This is a genomic window from Sphingomonas sp. NIBR02145, from assembly GCF_027359115.1.
GTDB classification, from domain to species: Bacteria; Pseudomonadota; Alphaproteobacteria; order Sphingomonadales; family Sphingomonadaceae; genus Sphingomonas; species Sphingomonas kyeonggiensis_A.
The window spans coordinates 4,736,069-4,749,463 of the sequence record NZ_CP114791.1; the positions used below are offsets into that span (position 1 = coordinate 4,736,069).

General features: G+C 64.3%; 20 protein-coding genes. 19 read left to right on the forward strand and 1 reads right to left on the reverse strand.

The window, feature by feature from the left end; translation table 11 throughout:
- Nucleotides 1-145: 145 nt before the first annotated feature.
- The 4 genes from rpsL (at nucleotide 146) to tuf (ending at nucleotide 4,549) form a co-directional block, all read left to right on the forward strand.
- A complete protein-coding gene (rpsL, locus tag O3305_RS21870) occupies nucleotides 146-517 on the forward strand; it encodes a 30S ribosomal protein S12 (protein ID WP_086129340.1) in 372 nt (123 codons plus the stop codon).
- Nucleotides 518-580: 63 nt separating this feature from the next.
- On the forward strand, nucleotides 581-1,051 hold the full coding sequence (rpsG, locus tag O3305_RS21875) for a 30S ribosomal protein S7 (protein ID WP_184169897.1): 471 nt from the start codon (nucleotides 581-583) through the stop codon (nucleotides 1,049-1,051).
- Nucleotides 1,052-1,152: 101 nt separating this feature from the next.
- Nucleotides 1,153-3,246: an elongation factor G gene (gene fusA, locus O3305_RS21880; protein ID WP_269574421.1), complete on the forward strand. Its 2,094-nt coding sequence runs from the start codon at nucleotides 1,153-1,155 to the stop codon at nucleotides 3,244-3,246.
- A 106-nt stretch (nucleotides 3,247-3,352) separates the two neighbouring features.
- Nucleotides 3,353-4,549: an elongation factor Tu gene (gene tuf, locus O3305_RS21885; protein ID WP_269574422.1), complete on the forward strand. Its 1,197-nt coding sequence runs from the start codon at nucleotides 3,353-3,355 to the stop codon at nucleotides 4,547-4,549.
- 380 nt (nucleotides 4,550-4,929) lie between these two features.
- On the opposite strand, the gene O3305_RS21890 is transcribed toward tuf, so the two are convergent.
- Nucleotides 4,930-5,934 (reverse strand): substrate-binding domain-containing protein, encoded by a 1,005-nt coding sequence (locus O3305_RS21890; RefSeq protein WP_269574423.1) that lies wholly within the window; start codon nucleotides 5,932-5,934, stop codon nucleotides 4,930-4,932.
- A 260-nt stretch (nucleotides 5,935-6,194) separates the two neighbouring features.
- Between O3305_RS21890 and rpsJ the strand changes: the two genes are divergently transcribed.
- The 15 genes from rpsJ (at nucleotide 6,195) to rpsN (ending at nucleotide 13,384) form a co-directional block, all read left to right on the forward strand.
- Nucleotides 6,195-6,506, forward strand: coding sequence for a 30S ribosomal protein S10 (gene rpsJ, locus O3305_RS21895; protein WP_029936463.1), 312 nt, complete (start codon nucleotides 6,195-6,197; stop codon nucleotides 6,504-6,506).
- A gap of 387 nt (nucleotides 6,507-6,893) precedes the next feature.
- The gene (gene rplC, locus O3305_RS21900; protein WP_184169884.1) at nucleotides 6,894-7,652 is read left to right on the forward strand and encodes a 50S ribosomal protein L3; all 759 of its coding nucleotides are present in this window, start codon (nucleotides 6,894-6,896) and stop codon (nucleotides 7,650-7,652) included.
- On the forward strand, nucleotides 7,653-8,267 hold the full coding sequence (gene rplD / locus O3305_RS21905) for a 50S ribosomal protein L4 (protein WP_184169881.1): 615 nt from the start codon (nucleotides 7,653-7,655) through the stop codon (nucleotides 8,265-8,267).
- Entirely contained in the window at nucleotides 8,260-8,580 is a 321-nt protein-coding gene (locus tag O3305_RS21910; RefSeq protein ID WP_184169878.1) for a 50S ribosomal protein L23, read from the forward strand. The genes rplD and O3305_RS21910 overlap by 8 nt, the downstream gene beginning before the upstream one ends.
- Nucleotides 8,580-9,431, forward strand: a complete 852-nt coding sequence (gene rplB / locus O3305_RS21915; protein WP_269574424.1) for a 50S ribosomal protein L2 — start codon at nucleotides 8,580-8,582, stop codon at nucleotides 9,429-9,431. Before O3305_RS21910 ends, rplB begins: the two co-directional genes overlap by 1 nt.
- 3 nt (nucleotides 9,432-9,434) lie before the next feature.
- Nucleotides 9,435-9,713: a 30S ribosomal protein S19 gene (gene rpsS / locus O3305_RS21920; RefSeq protein ID WP_269574425.1), complete on the forward strand. Its 279-nt coding sequence runs from the start codon at nucleotides 9,435-9,437 to the stop codon at nucleotides 9,711-9,713.
- Nucleotides 9,713-10,090: a 50S ribosomal protein L22 gene (gene rplV, locus O3305_RS21925; protein ID WP_184169872.1), complete on the forward strand. Its 378-nt coding sequence runs from the start codon at nucleotides 9,713-9,715 to the stop codon at nucleotides 10,088-10,090. The genes rpsS and rplV overlap by 1 nt, the downstream gene beginning before the upstream one ends.
- Nucleotides 10,090-10,800, forward strand: a complete 711-nt coding sequence (gene rpsC, locus O3305_RS21930; RefSeq protein WP_269574426.1) for a 30S ribosomal protein S3 — start codon at nucleotides 10,090-10,092, stop codon at nucleotides 10,798-10,800. The genes rplV and rpsC overlap by 1 nt, the downstream gene beginning before the upstream one ends.
- 15 nt (nucleotides 10,801-10,815) lie before the next feature.
- Nucleotides 10,816-11,247, forward strand: a complete 432-nt coding sequence (gene rplP, locus O3305_RS21935) for a 50S ribosomal protein L16 (protein ID WP_086128647.1) — start codon at nucleotides 10,816-10,818, stop codon at nucleotides 11,245-11,247.
- Nucleotides 11,248-11,251: 4 nt separating this feature from the next.
- Nucleotides 11,252-11,455, forward strand: coding sequence for a 50S ribosomal protein L29 (gene rpmC / locus O3305_RS21940; RefSeq protein ID WP_086128648.1), 204 nt, complete (start codon nucleotides 11,252-11,254; stop codon nucleotides 11,453-11,455).
- Between the two features lie 11 nt (nucleotides 11,456-11,466).
- Nucleotides 11,467-11,739 (forward strand): 30S ribosomal protein S17, encoded by a 273-nt coding sequence (rpsQ, locus tag O3305_RS21945; RefSeq protein WP_086128649.1) that lies wholly within the window; start codon nucleotides 11,467-11,469, stop codon nucleotides 11,737-11,739.
- A 60-nt stretch (nucleotides 11,740-11,799) separates the two neighbouring features.
- Nucleotides 11,800-12,168: a 50S ribosomal protein L14 gene (rplN, locus tag O3305_RS21950; protein ID WP_086128650.1), complete on the forward strand. Its 369-nt coding sequence runs from the start codon at nucleotides 11,800-11,802 to the stop codon at nucleotides 12,166-12,168.
- A complete protein-coding gene (gene rplX / locus O3305_RS21955; protein ID WP_269574427.1) occupies nucleotides 12,168-12,485 on the forward strand; it encodes a 50S ribosomal protein L24 in 318 nt (105 codons plus the stop codon). Before rplN ends, rplX begins: the two co-directional genes overlap by 1 nt.
- On the forward strand, nucleotides 12,478-13,059 hold the full coding sequence (rplE, locus tag O3305_RS21960; RefSeq protein WP_184169864.1) for a 50S ribosomal protein L5: 582 nt from the start codon (nucleotides 12,478-12,480) through the stop codon (nucleotides 13,057-13,059). The genes rplX and rplE overlap by 8 nt, the downstream gene beginning before the upstream one ends.
- Before the next feature lie 19 nt (nucleotides 13,060-13,078).
- The gene (gene rpsN / locus O3305_RS21965; RefSeq protein WP_137861460.1) at nucleotides 13,079-13,384 is read left to right on the forward strand and encodes a 30S ribosomal protein S14; all 306 of its coding nucleotides are present in this window, start codon (nucleotides 13,079-13,081) and stop codon (nucleotides 13,382-13,384) included.
- Nucleotides 13,385-13,395 lie beyond the last annotated feature (11 nt).

Genomic DNA, 13,395 nt, shown 5'->3' on the forward strand with positions numbered 1-13,395 from the left:
TTCCTTGCGGGACAAGAGCTGAACGTTGCTGGAGACGCAATGGCCCGGGGGGTCGAGTACACCCGGGGCCTTTTCGTATTCTCAAACACAGGGTTCCAGCAAAGTAACCGCCGGCCACGGCCGGTAACATAAGGTGAAGGGCTTCATGCCGACGATTAACCAGCTGGTCCGCAAGGGCCGCGAACTGCAGAAGACCAAGTCGAAGGTCCCTGCGATGGAGCAGAACCCGCAGAAGCGCGGCGTCTGCACCCGCGTCTATACGACGACCCCGAAGAAGCCGAACTCGGCGCTCCGCAAGGTTGCCAAGGTCCGCCTGACCAACCAGCGCGAAGTCATCAGCTACATCCCGGGCGAAGGTCACAACCTTCAGGAGCACTCGGTTGTTCTGATCCGCGGCGGCCGTGTCCGCGATCTTCCCGGCGTGCGCTACCACGTCCTGCGCGGCGTGCTCGATACGCAGGGCGTCAAGGATCGTCGCCAGTCGCGTTCGAAGTACGGCGCCAAGCGTCCCAAGTAATCACAGCCATAGTAAGCCCCGGACAGGTTCCGGATCGGCTGAAGTTTTAGAAGGAAATTCAAGATGGCTCGTCGTCGTCGCCCAGAGAAGCGCGAAATCCTGCCGGATCCCAAGTTCGGTGATATCGTTCTCTCGAAGTTCATGAACTCGGTCATGCTGGACGGTAAGAAGTCCGTTGCCGAGGGCATCGTCTATTCGGCCCTGGAAACCGTCGAGACTCGCGCCAAGCGCGATCCGATCGGCGTGTTCCATGACGCGCTGAACAACATCAAGCCGGGCATCGAAGTCCGCAGCCGCCGCGTCGGCGGTGCGACCTACCAGGTGCCGGTTGAAGTTCGTCCGGAGCGTGCGCAGGCCCTCGCGATCCGCTGGCTGATCACCTCGGCCCGCAATCGCAGCGAGAACACCATGTCGGCACGCCTTTCGGGCGAGCTGCTGGACGCCTCGAACAACCGCGGCAACGCGGTGAAGAAGCGCGAAGACACCCACCGTATGGCCGAGGCGAACCGCGCCTTCAGCCACTACCGCTGGTAAGTCTTTCTCCAGCGCCGGCACGTCTGGCGTTGGAAATTTTCGTTCCTACATATCGGGGAGCTGGATCGTCCGGCTCCCCACATCCTTAAGGAAACCAGGTCATGGCCCGCAGCCATCCGCTCGAGCGTTACCGCAATATCGGCATCATGGCGCACATCGACGCCGGCAAGACGACGACGACCGAGCGCATCCTCTACTACACCGGCAAGTCCTACAAGATCGGCGAAGTGCACGAAGGCACCGCGACGATGGACTGGATGGAGCAGGAGCAGGAGCGTGGCATCACGATCACCTCGGCTGCGACCACCTGCAAGTGGCGCGCGGAAGAGGGCAAGGGTGAAGAGCACCTGATCAACATCATCGACACCCCGGGCCACGTCGACTTCACCATCGAAGTCGAGCGTTCGCTCCGCGTGCTCGACGGTGCCGTGGCGTGCTTCGACGGCGTTGCCGGCGTTGAGCCGCAGTCGGAAACCGTGTGGCGCCAGGCCGACAAGTACGGCGTGCCGCGCATGTGCTTCGTCAACAAGCTCGATCGCACCGGTGCGAACTTCTATTTCTGCGTCGACTCGATCGTCGAGCGCCTGGGCGCGCGTCCGGCCGTGCTTTATCTGCCGATCGGCATCGAGGGCGGCTTCAAGGGCCTGGTGGACCTGGTCGAGAACCGCGCGATCATCTGGCTCGAAGAGAGCCTGGGCGCGAAGTTCGAATATCAGGACATCCCCGATGACCTGAAGGAAAAGGCCGCCAAGTATCGCAGCGACCTGATCGAGATGGCCGTCGAGCAGGACGACGCCCTGATGGAAGCGTATCTCGAGGGCAACGAGCCTTCGGTCGCCGACCTGAAGAAGCTGATCCGCAAGGGTACGCTTGCCATGTCGTTCGTGCCGATCGTCTGCGGTTCGGCGTTCAAGAACAAGGGCGTGCAGCCCCTGCTCGACGCCGTTGTCGACTATCTGCCTTCGCCGCTGGACATTCCCGACGTGCAGGGCGTGAAGCTCGACGGCGAGACCCCGGATTCGCGTCCGGCCTCGGACACCGCGCCGCTTTCGCTGCTCGCGTTCAAGATCATGAACGATCCGTTCGTCGGCTCGCTCACCTTCGCCCGCATCTACTCGGGCACCCTCACCAAGGGTCAGTATCTGAACTCGGTGAAGGACAAGAAGGAGAAGATCGGCCGTATGCTCCTGATGCACGCGAACTCGCGTGAGGACATCGATGAAGCACGCGCTGGCGACATCGTCGCGATCGCGGGCCTCAAGGAGACCACGACCGGCGATACGCTGTGCGACACCGCGAACCCGATCATCCTGGAGCGCATGGAGTTCCCGGAGCCGGTTATCGAGCTGTCGGTGGAGCCGAAGACCAAGGCCGACCAGGAGAAGATGGGCCTCGCCCTGAACCGTCTGGCCGCCGAGGATCCCTCGTTCCGCGTTTCGACCGACCACGAGTCGGGCCAGACCATCATCAAGGGCATGGGCGAGCTCCATCTCGAGATCCTGGTCGACCGCATGAAGCGCGAGTTCAAGGTCGAGGCGAATGTCGGCGCGCCGCAGGTGGCGTATCGCGAGTATCTCGCGAAGCCGGTGGACATCGACTACACGCACAAGAAGCAGTCGGGCGGCACCGGTCAGTTCGGCCGCGTCAAGGTCAAGCTGACTCCGGGCGAGCGCGGTTCTGGCTTCGTCTTCAAGGACGAAGTCAAGGGCGGCAACATCCCGAAGGAGTATATCCCGGCGATCGAGAAGGGCTTCCGCGAGACCGCCGAGACGGGTTCGCTGGTCGGCTTCCCGATCATCGACTTCGAAGTGCTGCTCTATGACGGTGCGTACCACGACGTCGACTCGTCGGCGCTGGCCTTCGAAATCACCGCCCGCGCCGCAATGCGCGAAGCGGCCCAGAAGTCCGGCATCAAGCTGCTCGAGCCGGTGATGAAGGTGGAAGTCGTGACCCCCGAGGACTATCTCGGCGACGTCATCGGCGACATCAACAGCCGCCGTGGTCAGATCCAGGGCACCGACAGCCGCGGCAACGCGCAGACCGTCGATGCCATGGTGCCGCTGGCGAACATGTTCGGTTACGTGAACCAGCTCCGCTCGTTCACCCAGGGTCGTGCGCAGTACTCGATGCAGTTCTCGCACTATGACGAAGTGCCGCCGAACGTGGCAGACGAAGTGAAGGCGAAGCTCGCCTGACGCGCTTAGCGCTTGGGCTGGCGTAACTTGAAAACAGCCGCTATGGGGCCGCCTTCCGGCGAATCCCCTGGCGGCGCGGAATCAGAGATCAGAAGGTAGGAAAACAATGGCGAAGGCAAAGTTTGAGCGGAACAAGCCGCACCTCAACATCGGCACCATCGGTCACGTCGACCACGGCAAGACCTCGCTGACGGCCGCTATCACCAAGGTCCTGGCAGAGAACGTTGCGGGTAACGCCGCCGTCGACTTCGCCAACATCGACAAGGCTCCGGAAGAGCGCGAGCGCGGCATCACCATCTCGACCGCGCACGTCGAGTACGAGACCGACAAGCGTCACTATGCGCACGTCGATTGCCCGGGCCACGCCGACTATGTGAAGAACATGATCACCGGCGCCGCGCAGATGGACGGTGCGATCCTCGTGGTCGCCGCCACCGACGGCCCGATGCCGCAGACCAAGGAGCACATCCTGCTCGCTCGCCAGGTCGGCGTGCCGACCATGGTCGTCTTCCTGAACAAGGTCGACCTGGTCGAGGACGAGGAAATCCTCGAGCTCGTCGAGATGGAAATCCGCGAAGAGCTGTCGCGTCGTGAGTTCGACGGCGACAACATTCCGATCATCCGTGGTTCGGCTACCGCCGCTCTCTCGGGCTCGGACGACAAGCTCGGCAAGGACGCGATCCTGGCTCTCATGGCCGCCGTCGACGAGTCGATCCCGCAGCCGGAGCGTCCGGTCGATCAGCCGTTCATGATGCCGATCGAAGACGTGTTCTCGATCTCGGGCCGCGGCACCGTGGTGACCGGCCGCGTCGAGACCGGCATCGTCAAGGTTGGTGAGGAAGTCGAGATCGTCGGCATCCAGGAGTCGGTCCGCAAGACCACCGTCACCGGCGTGGAAATGTTCCGCAAGCTGCTCGACGAAGGTCGTGCAGGCGACAACATCGGCGCGCTGATCCGCGGCGTCGGCCGTGACGAAGTCGAGCGTGGCCAGGTTCTGGCCAAGCCGGGTTCGATCAAGCCGCACACCGACTTCAAGTCGGAAGTGTACGTGCTGTCGAAGGACGAAGGTGGCCGTCACACGCCGTTCTTCGCCAACTATCGTCCGCAGTTCTACTTCCGTACCACGGACGTGACCGGCACGATCGAGCTGCCGGAAGGCACCGAGATGGTGATGCCGGGCGACAACGTCGCTCTCGGCATCAAGCTGATCGCTCCGATCGCTATGGACGTCGGTCAGCGCTTCACGATCCGCGAAGGCGGCCGCACCGTGGGTGCAGGCGTCGTTGCCGAGATCCAGAAGTAAGCTTCACCCTTTAGGGTAGAGTTCGAAGGGCCCGGTCTCCGAAAGGAGGCCGGGCCTTTTCGTTTGGATATCGCGTGCAAGGAAAGGCTGGTGGGTGCCTTGAGCCCGGCAGTTCCCCGGCGAAGGCCGGGCGCGCAGGATCGGCGCACTATCGATGGCGCGGGGACGTCACGATCGACATTGCAGCTGGGCCCCGGCCTTCGCCGGGGAACTGGAGGTTGGATGGCGAGACGCCGGCGAGCTGATGCTACGGTCCGGCGTCATCCCCGCCTTCGCGGGGATGACGGTGCAGAAAGGGCGGGGCGCTCCGCGTAGGTTGCCTCCTGCATACCGGCCCTTTGTGCACCCCTCCCGCGCAGGAAGGGGCGCACCTGCCAGCCTCAGGAGAGCTCGCTCGCCTCCAGCGGATACTCGTTCTCCAGCGCTTCGGCTGCCTTCTTGCGCGTGCCGTCCGGCAGGGCGACCAGACCGATCGCGGTCAGCGGGCCGCCTGGCGCCGCCATCTGCAGATAGAGCTTCAGGAAGTCCTTGAGTGCCGGCAGTTCCTTGAGGCGCGCCTTGCGGACATAGAGGAACAGCGTGCGGGCACCGGGATACTGGCCGCCGGAGATGGTCTTGGCGTCCGGTGTGATCCCGTCGATCGGCACGCCGCGCAGCGCGGCGGCGTTCTGCTCCAGCCGGGCATAGCCGAACAGGCCGAGGGCGTTCGGGTTCTGCTTGAGCGCGGAGACGATCTCGGCATCGTCCTCGCCCTTCTCGACATAGGCGCCATCGGTGCGCACGCGCTGGCAGGCGACGTCGAACTGCGAAGGGTCGGGGCTCTTCAGCAGCTCGCTTGCCTGGGGCATCGCCGCCAGGCAGCCGACGCGCAGGATCAATGCCTCGAACATCTCGCGCGTGCCGCTGCCCTTCGGGTGGCCCAGTACCAGGATCGGAATGGCGGGCAGCCTGGCATTTACATCGTGCCAGGTCCTGGCGGTATTGGGCTTGCCGCGCGGATTGGCCGCGAGCGCCAGATAGATGTCCTGGCTGGTCAGCTCCAGCTTCGGTCCCTGCACCGACGCCGCCAGCGCGAGGCCGTCGAGGCCGATCCGGATCTCGAGGATGTCGCCGGCGCCGGCCGCGTTGCAGGCGTTGAATTCGACGCGGGTCATGCGGCGCGACGCGTCGAGCAGGTCGGGCGCCTTGCCGTTCACCGGCTTGCAGAAGGCCCGCGCGCCCTCGCCGGTGCCCACCGCGGCGATCTCCGGCATCGGCTGCTTCTTGTCCTTCTTGACGAACGCCTCGCCGACGGCCCTGGTGAACGGGAATACGGTGGCGGAGCCGGTAGCGGTGATCGCCGATGGGCTGGTGTTGCACGAAGCGAGCAGCAGGGCTGCCAGCATGACGGCAGAGGTTCTCCTAAGCATCTCTTTCCCCTACGACACAAAGGCGCAGGGCACGCGCGCCCATCCGGGCTTGTTGCCGAGCTCCGTTACCGGGGCATGACGCGTGCCTGGCCGGCGAGGGCAGGGCATGGCGGGCGATCAAAATCCGCCGCGCCCCTTGACCCGAATCGCCTCTGCCTGTAGGGGCCGCGCCTTCGGTTCACACATACAGCAAGAGCCCCGTTCAGCGGGGCCCGCTCTTTCGCATTGGTAGGGACATGGAAACGCAGAATATCCGTATTCGCCTGAAGGCGTTCGATCATCGAGTGCTCGACCAGGCGACCGGCGACATCGCCGACACTGCCCGCCGTACCGGCGCTCTCATCCGTGGCCCGATCCCGCTTCCGACGAAGATCGAGAAGTTCACGGTCAACCGTGGCCCGCACATCGACAAGAAGTCGCGCGAGCAGTTCGAAGTGCGCACCTACAAGCGCATGCTCGACATCGTGCAGCCGACCCCGCAGACCGTGGACGCGCTGATGAAGCTCGACCTCGCCGCCGGCGTCGACGTCGAGATCAAGCTGGCCTGAGCCAGTCAGGGACCCCTGCGAAAGCGGGGGTCTTTTCACGTCCCGCCGCATCCTTCGCAGGAATGCAGGTGAGGGGGTGGACAGGGAAGCGCTGCTGACGTAAAGGCGCGCCTCCACACGAGATTCGCGATTCCCCTGAGGGGGATTCGCCAGGTTCCTCCACCGGGTCGATCTGATCCAACGCAAGGAACCGGAGGGCGCCACGGGCGCACTCGCATCGCGATAGGGATACCGCCGGCCTCTTCGGAGAACCGGGCCTGCGTCCCCCGTCGCCTCTTCCTTCGGGAGGGGGTTCAGCCCGGACGGGGGCTCGCATCATATTTTCGGGCTGAAGCACGCACCCGTGGGAATTCCCCCTCGGGTGCCTATGCATAGGAGCAACTGGTCATGCGCACTGGCGTGATCGCGAAGAAGTTGGGGATGACCCGCCTGTTCCAGGACGACGGCCGCCACGTGCCCGTCACCGTCCTGGCCCTCGAAGGCGTTCAGGTCGTCTCCGTCCGCGAAAAGGATCGTGACGGTTACACTGCCGTCCAGCTCGGCGCCGGCACGGCGAAGAGCAAGAATGTCGCCAAGCCGCAGCGCGGCCACTTCGGCAAGGCCGAAGTCGAGCCCAAGGCTGTCGTCCATGAGTTCCGCGTCGACGCGGACGGCCTGCTCGAAGTGGGCGCCGAGATCTCGGCCGACCACTATGTCGCCGGCCAGTTCGTCGACATCCAGGGCAAGACCCAGGGCAAGGGCTTCGCCGGCGGCATGAAGCGTTGGGGCTTCGGCGGTCTGCGCGCCACCCACGGCGTCTCGGTCTCGCACCGCTCGCTCGGTTCGACCGGTCAGCGCCAGGATCCGGGCAAGGTCTTCAAGAACAAGAAGATGGCCGGCCACATGGGTGACAAGTTCCGCACCCAGCAGAATCTCGAGATCGTCGGCACCGACGTCGAGCGCGGCCTGATCTTCGTCAAGGGCTCGGTCCCTGGCTCGAAGGGTGGCTGGCTGTTCGTCAAGGACGCCGTCAAGGTCGCCCGTCCTGCCGAAGCGCCGTTCCCGGCCGGCATCAAGTCGGTCGCCAACAACAACGACACCGCCCCCGCGGAGACTCCGGCCGAAGTGACCGAGGCTCCTGAGGCGACCGAAGGCCAGGAGGGCTAAGTGAAGGTCAAGGTTCAAACCCTCGACGCCAAGGCATCGGGCGACATCGAGCTCAACGACACCGTCTTCGGTGTCGAGCCGCGCGCCGACATCCTGCACCGCGTCGTCACCTGGCAGCTCGAGAAGCGTCGCGCCACCGCGCGCGGCACTCGCGAGCGTGCTGACGTCGCCCGCTCGGGCAAGAAGTTCGGTCGCCAGAAGGGCGGCGGTACCGCCCGTCACGGCGATCGCCGCGCTCCGGTGTTCATCGGCGGTGGTAAGGCGCACGGCGCCCGCGTTCGCGACTTCAATCCGTCGCTGAACAAGAAGATCCGCGCGCTCGGCCTGAAGATGGCGCTCAGCAGCCATGCCAAGGCAGGTTCGCTGGTCGTCCTCGACGCCTTCGGCACCGCCAAGACCGCAGAGCTCAAGGCGCAGTTCGCCAAGCTCGGCACCGGCAAGACCGCGCTGGTGATCGACGGCGAGGCCGGCAACGGCTTCCTCGCCGCCCGCAACCTGGTGGGCGTCAACGTCCTCCCGGCGGTCGGCGCCAACGTCTATGACATCCTGAAGCACGACACGCTGGTCCTGACCCGCGCTGCCGTCGAGAAGCTGGAGGCGCGCTTCAATGGCTAAGAAGCAGGCAGCCGCGATCGACAACCGTCACTATGACGTGATTGTCGCGCCGCACATCACCGAGAAGTCGACCCTGGTCTCCGAGCACAACGCCGTTGTGTTCAAGGTCGCCGGCGACGCCACCAAGCCCGAGATCAAGGCCGCCGTCGAGGCGATCTGGAAGGTCAAGGTGACTGGCGTCAACACGATCGTCCAGAAGGGCAAGACCAAGAAGTGGAAGGGTGCGCCCTACCAGCGCTCGGACATCAAGAAGGCTATCGTGACCCTCGCCGACGGTGAGCAGATCGACGTGACCTCGGGGGTCAATTCGTAATGGCACTCAAGAATTACAATCCGACGTCGCCTGGCGTCCGCGGCCTGATCCTGATCGACCGTTCGGCCCTGTACAAGGGTCGTCCGGTCAAGGCTCTGACCGAGGGCAAGACCAAGACCGGCGGCCGCAACAACAAGGGCCATGTGACCTCGCGCGGCATCGCGGGCGGCCACAAGCAGCGCTATCGTATCATCGATTTCAAGCGCCGCCTGTGGGACGTCGAGGGCACTGTCGAGCGGATCGAGTATGACCCGAACCGCACCGCCTTCATCGCGCTCGTGAACTACGGCGCCGACGAAGCCGGCAAGGATCGCGTCGCCTACATCATCGCGCCGCAGCGCCTCGCCGTCGGCGACAAGGTGATCGCCGGCAAGAAGACCGACGTGAAGCCGGGCAACGCCATGGAGCTGGGCCAGATGCCGGTCGGCACCATCGTCCACAACGTGGAGATGAAGCCGGGCAAGGGTGGCCAGATCGCCCGTTCGGCAGGCACCTATGTCCAGGTCGTCGGTCGTGACCGCGGCATGGTCATCGTTCGCCTGAACTCGGGCGAGCAGCGCTACATCCACGGCAACTGCATGGCGACCGTTGGTGCGGTGTCCAACCCGGACAACCAGAACACCAACCTCGGCAAGGCTGGCCGTAACCGCTGGAAGGGCATCCGCCCGCTGACCCGCGGTGTTGCGAAGAACCCGGTCGACCACCCGCACGGCGGTGGTGAAGGCCGGACCTCGGGCGGCCGTCATCCGGTCACCCCGTGGGGCAAGCCGACCAAGGGTGCGCGCACCCGCCACAACAAGGCGACGGACAAGATGATCATCCGCAGCCGTCACGCGAAGAAGAAGGGCTAACCCATGGCTCGCTCCGTTTGGAAGGGTCCGTTCGTGGACCTCCACCTGCTCAAGAAGGCGCAGACCGCGCAGGAGCAGGGCACCCGCGCCGGTCCGATCAAGACCTGGTCGCGCCGCTCGACGATCCTGCCGGATTTCGTCGGCCTGACGTTCAACGTCTACAATGGCCGCAAGTTCGTGCCGGTCTCGGTCAACGAGGACATGGTTGGCATGAAGCTCGGCGAGTTCGCGCCGACCCGGTACTTCCCGGGCCACGCCGCCGACAAGAAGGGTAAGCGCTAATGTCGAAGCCCCAGGCTCCCCGCAAGGTCGGTGACAAGGAAGCCCTTGCCGTCGCCACGCAGATCCGCGGTTCGGCCCAGAAGCTGAACCTCGTCGCCGGTCTCATCCGCGGCAAGAAGGCCGAGGACGCGCTGAACATCCTTCAGTTTTCGACCAAGGCGATGGCAGTGGACGCCCGCAAGGTTCTCGCCTCGGCGATCGCCAACGCGGAAAACAACCATAACCTCGACGTCGACGCGCTCGTCGTCGCCGAGGCTTCGGTCGGCAAGTCGATCACGATGAAGCGCTTCGCGACCCGCGGCCGTGGCAAGTCCACCCGCATCCTGAAGCCGTTCAGCCGTCTTCGCATCGTCGTCCGCGAGCAGGAAGAAGCATAATGGGTCACAAGAGCAACCCGATCGGCCTCCGCCTCCAGGTCAACCGTACCTGGGACAGCCGCTGGTTCGCCGAAGGCGCCGATTACGGCCGCCTTCTCATGGAGGACCTCAAGATCCGCAAGTACATCCTCGAGACGCTGCCCCAGGCCGCAATCTCGAAGGTGGTGATCGAGCGTCCGGCCAAGCTGTGCCGCGTTTCGATCTACGCTGCCCGTCCCGGTGTCATCATCGGCAAGAAGGGCTCGGACATCGAGAAGCTGCGCAAGACGCTGTCCTCGATGACCTCGAGCGACGTGAGCCTGAACATCGTCGAGATCCGCAAGCCGGAAGTCGACGCCAAGCTCGTCGCCCAGGGCATCGCTGACCAGCTCGAGCGTCGTATCGCCTTCCGCCGCGCCATGAAGCGTGCGGTGCAGTCGGCCATGCGCCTCGGTGCCGAAGGCATCCGGATCAACTGCGGTGGCCGTCTCGGCGGCGCCGAGATCGCCCGTTCGGAATGGTATCGCGAAGGTCGCGTTCCGCTGCACACGCTGCGCGCGAACATCGATCACGCCACTGCCGAAGCGCACACCGCCTATGGCGTCTGCGGCGTGAAGGTGTGGATCTTCAAGGGCGAGATCCTCGGCCACGATCCGATGGCGACCGATCGCCTCAACCTGGAGTCGCAGACGACGGGCGTTCGCCCGGCGCGCGACGACCACCGTCGCTAAGGGTAGGACAGAACAATGCTGCAACCGAAGCGCACCAAGTTCCGCAAGGCCTTCAAGGGCCGCATCCATGGCGACGCCAAGGGTGGCACTGCGCTGAACTTCGGGTCGTATGGCCTGAAGGCGATGGAGCCGGAGCGGATCACCGCCCGCCAGATCGAAGCGGCTCGCCGCGCGATCACCCGTCACATCAAGCGCCAGGGCCGTCTCTGGATCCGCATCTTCCCGGACGTCCCCGTGTCGTCCAAGCCCGCCGAAGTCCGCATGGGCTCGGGCAAGGGTTCGCCGGAGTTCTGGGTCGCCCGCGTCAAGCCGGGCCGCATCCTGTTCGAGCTGGACGGCGTGCCGGGTCCGCTCGCTGCTGAAGCTTTCGAGCGCGCGGCGATGAAGCTGCCGATCAAGGTCAAGGTCGTGGCTCGCCTCGGCGATACCTCGCACCTGGAGGGTTGATAGAATGACCAAGGCTACCGATCTTCGTGCGAAGACCGAAGACCAGCTGAGCGAAGAGCTCGGCAACCTGAAGCGCGAGGCGTTCAACCTCCGCTTCCAGGCCGCGACCAGCCAGCTCGAGAAGCCGAGCCGCGTTCGCGAGGTCCGTCGTGACATCGCCCGCATCAAGACGCTGCAGAACGAGCGCTCGCGCTCGGCTGCGAAGTAAGGAACGAGACCATGCCGAAGCGCGTGCTGACCGGGAACGTGGTTTCCGACAAGGGCGACAAGACGGTCGTCGTGCTCGTGGAGCGTAAGGTGAAGCACCCGCTCTACGGCAAGATCATCCGTCGCTCGAAGAAGTATCATGCCCATGACGAGGGCAACGAGTACAAGGCCGGCGAGACCGTGCGCATCGAAGAGACTGCGCCGATCTCCAAGCTGAAGACCTGGAAGGTGATCGAGCGGGTGAACACCCACGCGACCCCGACCAAGTCGGACGCCGCCGCCTAATCTTTTTAACTGGAACCCCCGGGCAGGTCCCGGAAGGCCAAACGAGAAGGAACCGGATCGATGATCCAGATGCAGTCCAATCTCGACGTCGCTGACAACAGCGGCGCGAAGCGGGTGCAGTGCATCAAGGTGCTGGGCGGATCGAAGCGTCGCTTCGCCTCCGTGGGCGACGTCATCGTCGTCAGCATCAAGGAAGCTGCTCCCCGCGGTAAGGTGAAGAAGGGTGACGTGCACCGCGCCGTCATCGTCCGCACCGCCAAGGACGTCCGCCGCGCCGATGGCTCGGTCATTCGCTTCGACGGCAATGCTGCCGTCCTGGTCAACAAGAACGAGGAGCCGATCGGCACCCGTATCTTTGGCCCGGTGGTCCGCGAGCTGCGCTCGAAGGGCTTCATGAAGATCATTTCGCTCGCCCCCGAGGTGCTGTGATGGCTGCTGCCAAGATCAAGAAGGGCGACCAGGTCGTCGTACTGTCCGGCAAGGACAAGGGCCGTACCGGCGAAGTCGTCAAGGCTCTCCCCAAGGAGGGCAAGGTTGTCGTGTCGGGCGTGAACGTCGCCGTGCGTCACCGCAAGCCGAGCCAGACCAACCCGCAGGGTGGCCTGGAGCGTTCGGAAGCGCCGCTGGCGGTCTCCAAGGTCGCGCACGTGACCAAGGACGGCAAGCCGACGCGCGTCCGCTTCGAGGAGCGTGACGGCAAGAAGGTTCGCGTCGCCGTCAAGACCGGGGAGGTCATCAATGGCTGATTCCTACACGCCGCGCATGCGCAAGCTCTATGACGAGACCATCGCCAAGGCGATGACCGAGAAGTTCGGTTACAAGAACGTCATGGAAGTGCCGAAGATCGAGAAGATCGTGCTCAACATGGGCGTCGGCGAAGCCACCCAGGACAAGAAGAAGGTCGATCAGGCCGCTTCTGAAATGGAGCTGATCGCGGGCCAGAAGCCGGTGATCACCAAGGCGAAGAAGTCGATCGCGCAGTTCAAGCTGCGCGAGGGCATGCCGATCGGCGCGAAGGTCACCCTTCGCCGCGAGCGCATGTACGAGTTCCTCGACCGCTTCATCACGATCGCGCTGCCGCGCGTTCGCGACTTCCGTGGCCTCAACCCGAAGTCGTTCGACGGCCGTGGCAACTATGCCTGCGGTCTCAAGGAGCAGCTGATCTTCCCGGAAATCAGCTACGATAAGGTCGACAAGATCCGCGGCATGGACGTGATCGTGACCACCACCGCGAAGACCGACGAGGAAGCTCGCGAGCTTCTCCGTCTCTTCGGTTTCCCGTTCCCGCAGGATGCGGACGGCGAAGCCAAGGCCGCGTAAAGGAAAGAGAACTTAAGTCATGGCGAAACTGAGTTCCGTGAATAAGAACGAGCGTCGCAAGCTGCTGGTGAAGAAGTACGCCGGCAAGTATGCGAAGCTGAAGGCGATCGCGAATGACGAGAGCCTCGATGAGACCGAGCGTCTCATCGCGCGTCTCAAGATGGCCGAGCTGCCGCGCAACGGCAACCCGACCCGCATTCGCAACCGGTGCGAGCTCACCGGTCGCCCCCGCGGTTACTACCGCAAGTTCCGTCTCGCTCGTGTGATGCTGCGTGATCTGGCCAACAAGGGCCTCATCCCCGGCGTTACCAAGTCGAGCTGGTAAGGATCACGAAG

Bases quoted from the DNA above. Each gene is read 5' to 3' on its own strand.
- rplN (WP_086128650.1), top strand. From the start codon at position 11,800: ATGATCCAGATGCAGTCCAATCTCGACGTCGCTGACAACAGCGGCGCG.
- rplP (WP_086128647.1), top strand. From the start codon at position 10,816: ATGCTGCAACCGAAGCGCACCAAGTTCCGCAAGGCCTTCAAGGGCCGC.
- rplX (WP_269574427.1), top strand. From the start codon at position 12,168: ATGGCTGCTGCCAAGATCAAGAAGGGCGACCAGGTCGTCGTACTGTCC.
- rpsL (WP_086129340.1), top strand. From the start codon at position 146: ATGCCGACGATTAACCAGCTGGTCCGCAAGGGCCGCGAACTGCAGAAG.
- fusA (WP_269574421.1), top strand. From the start codon at position 1,153: ATGGCCCGCAGCCATCCGCTCGAGCGTTACCGCAATATCGGCATCATG.
- rpsC (WP_269574426.1), top strand. From the start codon at position 10,090: ATGGGTCACAAGAGCAACCCGATCGGCCTCCGCCTCCAGGTCAACCGT.
- rplE (WP_184169864.1), top strand. From the start codon at position 12,478: ATGGCTGATTCCTACACGCCGCGCATGCGCAAGCTCTATGACGAGACC.
- rpsJ (WP_029936463.1), top strand. From the start codon at position 6,195: ATGGAAACGCAGAATATCCGTATTCGCCTGAAGGCGTTCGATCATCGA.
- rpsG (WP_184169897.1), top strand. From the start codon at position 581: ATGGCTCGTCGTCGTCGCCCAGAGAAGCGCGAAATCCTGCCGGATCCC.
- O3305_RS21890 (WP_269574423.1), bottom strand. From the start codon at position 5,934: ATGCTGGCAGCCCTGCTGCTCGCTTCGTGCAACACCAGCCCATCGGCG.
- rpsS (WP_269574425.1), top strand. From the start codon at position 9,435: ATGGCTCGCTCCGTTTGGAAGGGTCCGTTCGTGGACCTCCACCTGCTC.
- rpsQ (WP_086128649.1), top strand. From the start codon at position 11,467: ATGCCGAAGCGCGTGCTGACCGGGAACGTGGTTTCCGACAAGGGCGAC.
- rplB (WP_269574424.1), top strand. From the start codon at position 8,580: ATGGCACTCAAGAATTACAATCCGACGTCGCCTGGCGTCCGCGGCCTG.
- tuf (WP_269574422.1), top strand. From the start codon at position 3,353: ATGGCGAAGGCAAAGTTTGAGCGGAACAAGCCGCACCTCAACATCGGC.
- rplV (WP_184169872.1), top strand. From the start codon at position 9,713: ATGTCGAAGCCCCAGGCTCCCCGCAAGGTCGGTGACAAGGAAGCCCTT.
- rpsN (WP_137861460.1), top strand. From the start codon at position 13,079: ATGGCGAAACTGAGTTCCGTGAATAAGAACGAGCGTCGCAAGCTGCTG.
- rpmC (WP_086128648.1), top strand. From the start codon at position 11,252: ATGACCAAGGCTACCGATCTTCGTGCGAAGACCGAAGACCAGCTGAGC.
- O3305_RS21910 (WP_184169878.1), top strand. From the start codon at position 8,260: ATGGCTAAGAAGCAGGCAGCCGCGATCGACAACCGTCACTATGACGTG.
- rplC (WP_184169884.1), top strand. From the start codon at position 6,894: ATGCGCACTGGCGTGATCGCGAAGAAGTTGGGGATGACCCGCCTGTTC.